4 protein-coding genes are annotated in these 6234 nt (G+C 71.7%); 1 reads left to right on the top strand and 3 read right to left on the bottom strand.

What is annotated here, in order from left to right; genetic code table 11:
• Positions 1–189 precede the first annotated feature (189 nt).
• Positions 190–1218: a glycosyltransferase family 2 protein gene (locus GA0115242_RS21620; RefSeq protein WP_093830968.1), complete on the top strand. Its 1029-nt coding sequence runs from the start codon at positions 190–192 to the stop codon at positions 1216–1218.
• A 33-nt stretch (positions 1219–1251) separates the two neighbouring features.
• Here GA0115242_RS21620 and GA0115242_RS21615 read toward each other — a convergent pair whose 3' ends face one another.
• From GA0115242_RS21615 to GA0115242_RS21605, 3 genes are all read right to left on the bottom strand, one after another.
• Complete coding sequence (locus GA0115242_RS21615) at positions 1252–2853, bottom strand: LCP family protein (protein ID WP_370672311.1); 1602 nt, start codon at positions 2851–2853, stop codon at positions 1252–1254.
• Positions 2854–2957: 104 nt separating this feature from the next.
• Positions 2958–4586, bottom strand: a complete 1629-nt coding sequence (locus GA0115242_RS21610) for an LCP family protein (RefSeq protein ID WP_093830964.1) — start codon at positions 4584–4586, stop codon at positions 2958–2960.
• A 133-nt stretch (positions 4587–4719) separates the two neighbouring features.
• A partial coding sequence (locus tag GA0115242_RS21605; protein ID WP_237549218.1) for an LCP family protein occupies positions 4720–6234 on the bottom strand: 1515 nt, incomplete at its 5' end.

Here is a 6234-nt window from a genome sequence, read left to right as displayed (position 1 = left end):
CGGGGCGGCTGCGGGCGGCGCTGCGGCCGGGCGGGAGCGGCGGACCGGGGCGGCGTGGGCAAGGGAACACCTCCGGGCGACGGCCGTACGTGGGATGTATGAGCACCGTAGGCCCATACGATCTGCGGACCGCCGCACCGCACCCGGCGGGGCGTACCGTGTCCCCCGTTCGCGGTAACGTGAGCCCCGATGAACGCCAATTCCGACATGCGCTCGCCCGCCGTTTCCGTGATCATGCCCGTCCTCGACGAGGAACGGCACCTGCGCACGGCCGTGCACGCCATCCTCGCCCAGGAGTACGCCGGTGAGATGGAGGTGGTGATCGCCCTCGGCCCGTCCACGGACCGCACCGAGGAGATTGCCGCCGAACTGGTCCGCGAGGACCCGCGGGTGCACACCGTGCCCAACCCCACCGGCCGCACCCCGGCCGCCCTGAACGCGGCGATCAAGGCCTCCCGGCACCCGGTCGTGGTGCGGGTCGACGGCCACGGCGTGCTCTCCCCGAACTACATCGCGACGGCCGTCAGGCTCCTGGCGGAGACCGGCGCCCAGAACGTCGGCGGCATCATGCACGCCGAGGGCGAGAACGACTGGGAGCACGCGGTCGCCGCCGCGATGACCTCGAAGATCGGCGTCGGCAACGCGGCCTTCCACACCGGCGGCGCGGCGGGCGAGGCCGAGACGGTCTACCTCGGCGTCTTCCGGCGCGAGGCGCTGGAGCGCCAGGGCGGCTACAACGAGGAGTTCATCCGCGCCCAGGACTGGGAGCTGAACTTCCGCATCCGCGAGGCGGGCGGTCTGATCTGGTTCTCGCCCGAACTGCGGGTCTCCTACCGGCCCCGGCCGAGCGTGAAGGCCCTCGCCAAGCAGTACAAGGACTACGGCCGCTGGCGGCACGTCGTCGCCCGCTACCACGAGGGCTCCATCAACCTGCGCTACCTCGCCCCGCCGACGGCCGTACTGGCCATCGCGGCGGGCCTGCTGGTCGGCGTCCTGGTCACCCCGTGGGGCCTGGTCGTGCCCGGCGGCTACCTCGCCGCGATCGTCGCCGGGTCGCTCCCGGCGGGCAGGGGCCTGCCCCTGAAGGCCCGTCTGCGCATCCCGGTCGCCCTCGCCACCATGCACATGTGCTGGGGCTGGGGATTCCTGACCAGCCCCAAGTCGCTGGCCAGGAAGGTCATCGCCTCCCGCCGCCCCGCGGTCCTCGTCACCGACTGAGTCCGCGGGTCATCTCCGCCCGTCAGGCCCGGACTACCAGGTGTAGCCCGGGTTGACGTGCATGCACTGCTTCTCGTCCGACCCGTTGATCGCCTCCGCCGTGTCCGGCGTCGCGTCCTCGTCCTCGGCCGCCCGGTACGTGGTCCCCGAGCGCCAGTCCGCGCCGACCACCAGCGTCACCCCGGACACGTCCGTCGACTTCTCCACCCGGGACACCGGCACCCCCAGCGCCCGCGCCACCCGCTGCGCGTCCCCCTTCAGATCGGCGCTCGGGTAGCGCACCACCGTCGTCTCCTCGCCGGAGACCTCGGACGGGTCCGCGACGGCCTTGGCGAAGCCCTTGCCGACGAGCAGCCCGGTGACCACGTCCGCGCGCCCGGCGACCGGTGCCCGGGTCGCGTCCGCGGTGCCGTTCGCCACCCGCACGGCGATCCGGTCGTCGTCCGCCGCCGGGTCCGACGGGCTCGCCGACGCCGCCGGCCCGCTCCCGCCGCCGCCGTCCAGCGGGATGTCCTCGCGCACCAGCCGGAACAGCTTCTCCGCGTCGTCCGGCCTCGGCACCACCCGGCCGGGGTTGGACGTCGAGTACTGCCACGGCATCGTCGTCATCGTGATGCGGTCCGTCGGGACCTTCCGCAGCTCCTTGCTCAGGTCGTACAGCTTCGCCACCGTGCCGAGCCCCTCGTCCACGGTCAGCGCCTGGGTGGCCGTCTCGGCGAGCGTGCGCAGCTTGTTGGGGTTGCTGAGGGTGGCGTTGGCCCGCAGCTCGCGCACCATCGAGTTCATGTACTGGTGCTGCGCCTTGGCCCGCGCGATGTCGGTGTTGTCCTCGAAGCCGTACCGGGTGCGCAGCCACTCCAGCGCCTGCACGCCCTTGACCGACGTCGTCCCCTTCTTCAGCTTCAGGCCCGAGCCGTGCCCGTCCGAGGACTTGGAGTGGATGTTGGCGTCCACGCACACCGGCACACCGCCGACCGCGTCCGCCATCGACACCACACCCGCGAAGTCGATCATCATGAAGTGGTCGATGTGGATGTCGGTGAGCTTCTCCCACGTCGCCACCGTGCACCCCGGACCGCCGCGCCCCAGCGAGTCGTTGGTGATGGTGTTCTGCCGGGCCTCGTACACGTCACCGGTCTCCGGGTCGGTGCACTCGGGCAGGTCCACGAGGGTGTCGCGCGGCATGCTGACGGCCGAGATGTTGGTCCGGTCCGCCGAGACGTGCAGCAGCATCTGCACGTCCGCGCGCGGCGGGGTGTTGTACGTGTCGCGGGCGCCGCCGAGCTTCTGGTTCTCCTCGGAGTTCCGCGCGTCGGACCCGATCAGCAGGATGTTCAGCGGTGTCTGCCCCGCCGCGTTGGCCCTGACCCTGTTCGCCCGGTCGCCGGGGGCGCCGATGTTGAGCGGGTCCTTCTTGATGTTCCCGTTGAGATGCCGGTAGTAGAGGTACCCCGCGCCCGCGGTACCGGATATCACCACCGCGAGGACGACCGCCGACCAGCGCAGCACCCGCCGTCTGCGCCGCCCCTTCACGTCCCGGCCGTCGTCCGTGCCCCGGCCCTCGTCCGCCGGTGTCGCCGGCTCCCGCGGTGCGAGGGACGTCGTGTCCTCGACCGCGGGAACCTCTCCGCGCACACTTTGCGCCACTCCCTGCCTCCACCCCTGCGCCTGAATCGGGCTTCCCCGCGCCAAGTCAGACGCGCGAACCCCCCAATGGGTTACCTGCCATCTGCCCGCATTCACCAGCGGTACGGCTGGTACACGTCCATGCACTGCCCGTCGTCCGAGCCGTTGATGGCGTCGGCGTTGTCCGGAAGGTCACCCGCCGACGGCGCGGCCTGTTCCGGGTAGGTCGTCCCCTCGCGCCAGTCCGACCCCACCACGACCGTCACCGACGAGACGTCCGCCGACCGCTCCACCGAGCCGAGCGGCACCCCGAGCGCCCGCGCCACCCGCTGGGCGTCCCCCTCCAGACCGGCGCCCGGGTAGCGCACCACGGTCCGTTCCTCGGCGAGCCCGGCCGTGGTGTCCGTCCCGGCCCGGGCGAACCCCTTGTCCACCAGCGCCCGCGCCACGGCCGCCGCGCGCCCGGTGACCGGGCCGAGGGTGGCGGACCTGGTGGCGTTGCGGACGACGACACCGATCCTGTCCGGGGAGGACGACGGCTCCTTGACGGCCCGCGCCGACGCCGCCGGTTCGCCCGCCTTGCCGCCGGACGCCCCGCCCTTGTCGTCGAAGGGCACGTCGTCGCGGAGCATCTCCCACATCGTCGCGGCGCGGGCGCCGTCCGGCAGCAGGTGGTCCTTGTTCTGCGGATCGGGGACCGCGGGCATCGTCGTCATGGTGATGCGGTCCGTCGGCACCGTCTTCAGCTGCGTGCCGAGGTCGTACAGCTTCTTGACGGTGCCGATCTCCGAGGAGACCTTCAGGGACTTCGTCGCCGCCTCCGCCAGGTCCATCAGCCGCCCCGAGCCGGTGAACACGTTCTGCCCCTTGAGCGTGCGGATCATCGAGTTCAGGTACATGTGCTGGGCCCGCGCCCGCAGCGGGTCGCTGCCCCACGCGTGCCGGGTGCGCAGCCACTGCAGCGCCTGCTCGCCCTTGACCTTCGTGGTGCCCGCGCGCAGCTTGAGCCCGGAGCCGCCCGGCACCCGGGGCAGCGGACGGTCCCACACGTTCTGGTCGACGCACACCTCGACGCCGCCGATCGCGTCGGCCATCTTCACCACGCCCGCGAAGTCGATCGTCATCCAGTGGTCGATGTACACGCCGGTCAGGTTCTCCCAGGTGGCCAGCGTGCACCCGGCCCCGCCGCGGGCCAGCGACTCGTTGATGATGGTGTTGGTCGCCGGGTAGGAGCGCCCGCTGCCGGGGTCCTTGCAGGCCGGGATGTCGACGCGGGTGTCGCGCGGCACGCTCACCATCGCCGCGCTCCTGCGGTCGGCGGAGAGGTGGATCAGCATCTGCACGTCGCCCAGCGGCGGGTTGCCCCGGCTCGCCCTGCTGCCGCCCAGCCGCACGTTGGCCGCCGAGGCGCGGCTGTCGGAGCCGACCAGCAGGATGTTCAGCGGCGTCTGCCCGGCCGCGTTGGCGCCGCCGCGCCGTGCCTTGGCGTCGCCGCTGCTGCGCTCGCCCTTCTGGATGTTGCCGTTGAGGTGCTCGTAGTAGAGGTAGCCCGCCCCGGCGGTGCCGAGGATCAGCACCGACAGGCCCATGGCCGCGCCCCGCAGCACCCGGTGCCCGCGGCGCGGCCCGCGCACCGCGGCGCCCGCGCCGCCCGGACGCGCGCCGTCCCCGGACGCGGACGCGCCCCTGACCCACCGGTCCTCCTGGAGCGGGCCGTCTTCCCGCACGCCGTTCCCCGCCATCTCCCCGTCCTCCCCGTTCCCCGGCCCGCGCCGCCGCGGAGGGCGGCGGGCCGGGGGCATGCCGAGCCACCGAAAAGCCTGCCGTACGTCCTGTCAGACGTACGGCAGGCCTCCAGGGATCACTGGATCACCGCTACTTGGCGCACTCGACCTTGTCCGCGGTCGTCTTGTCGACGTCCGGCGCCTTGGTCGGGGCGGTGAGGGAGACGCCCGCGCCCTCGAAGTCCTTGCCGAGGGTCAGCGTCATCGCGGGCAGGCCCTGGGAGTTCTGCACGCTCTCGCCGGGCTTCAGCGCCGAGCCCGGCAGACCCATGATGTCCGCCAGCCGGCGGGCCTGGTCGGCCTGGTCGGGGGCGTACTCCAGGGTCGTCTTGCTGAGGTTGGCGGGCGCGTTGCCCGCGTTCTCCGACTTCAGGACGCCCTCGTCGTTCTGGAGCCACTGCAGGGTCTCCTGGGCGCTGCCCGCCTCCGCGCCGCCGTTGAGGATGCGGACCCGGACCTCGGACGCGGCGGACTTGGTGCCCTTGAGCTTGGCGGCCTCCGCGTCCTTCTTCTCCTGCTTCTCCTTCTTCGCGACCTCGGTGAAGGAGACGTCGTTCTTGATGGCGCTGAAGACCGCGGCGGCCGTCGGCTTGAGGACGACGGTCGCCTTCACCTTCTCCGCCGGGTTGTCGATCACCGGGACGGTGGTGAACGTCAGGTTCTTGACGTTCAGCTTGCCCAGTTCGAGGCCGAGGTCCTTCAGCTTGCTGATGCTGTCGAGCTGGGAGTCGACGGTGAGCGCCTTGGTGCCCGCCTCCGCCAGCTTGATCATCTTCGTCGGGTCGGTGAGCGTGTCGTTCGACTTCAGCTTGCGCATCAGGGCGCTGAGGAACTGCTGCTGCAGTGCGATCCGGCTCAGGTCGCCGCCGAAGCCGACCGAGTGCCGGGTGCGGACGAAGGCCAGCGCGTCCTCGCCCGAGATGTGCTGCATGCCCTTCGACAGCTTCAGGTGCGAGTCGGCGTCGTCGATGTCCTTGCCGAGGCAGACGTCGACGCCGTCGACCGCGGTGGTGAGCGTCTTGACCGCGTTGAAGTCGGCGACCATGAAGTTGTCCGGCTTGACGCCGGTCAGCTCGGTGACCGTGCGCATGGTGCAGCTCGGGGTCCGGTCGTCCTGGCCCAGGCTGGTGTTGAAGCGCACCCCGGTGTTGCCCGCGATCACCTTCGAGGTGCCGTCCTCCTGCTCGGTCGGGCAGTCGGGGACGTCCACGATGAGGTCGCGCGGGATGCTCAGCGCGGTCGCGTTCGAGCGGTCCTTGGAGACGTGCAGCAGGATCGTGGTGTCCGCGTGCCCGACGCTGCCGGAGTCGCCGTACCCCTCGTTGCCCTTGCCGGTGCGCTTGTCCGTGCCGATCAGCAGGATGTTGATGGCCTTGTCCTTCTGGAAGCCACCGGTGCTCGCGCCGTCGTCGGAGACGGCGGTGATGTTGTCGTTGAGGTGCTTGATGTAGAGGTAGGCACCGCCCGCGCCCGCGACCAGGACGAAGGCCATCGCGCCGCCGGTCCACAGCAGGACCTTCTTCGCCTTCGCCTTGGGCTTCTTCGCCGGGCGGCGGCCGCGCCTGCCCGCCGCCGGCTCCTCCGGCGCGGGGCGCCGCGCCGCCGC

Source organism: Streptomyces sp. SolWspMP-5a-2 (assembly GCF_900091845.1).
Lineage (GTDB): Bacteria > Actinomycetota > Actinomycetes > Streptomycetales > Streptomycetaceae > Streptomyces > Streptomyces doudnae.
The sequence above is the reverse complement of the archived record's forward strand: the minus strand, read 5'-3'. Positions and strand labels throughout refer to the sequence as shown.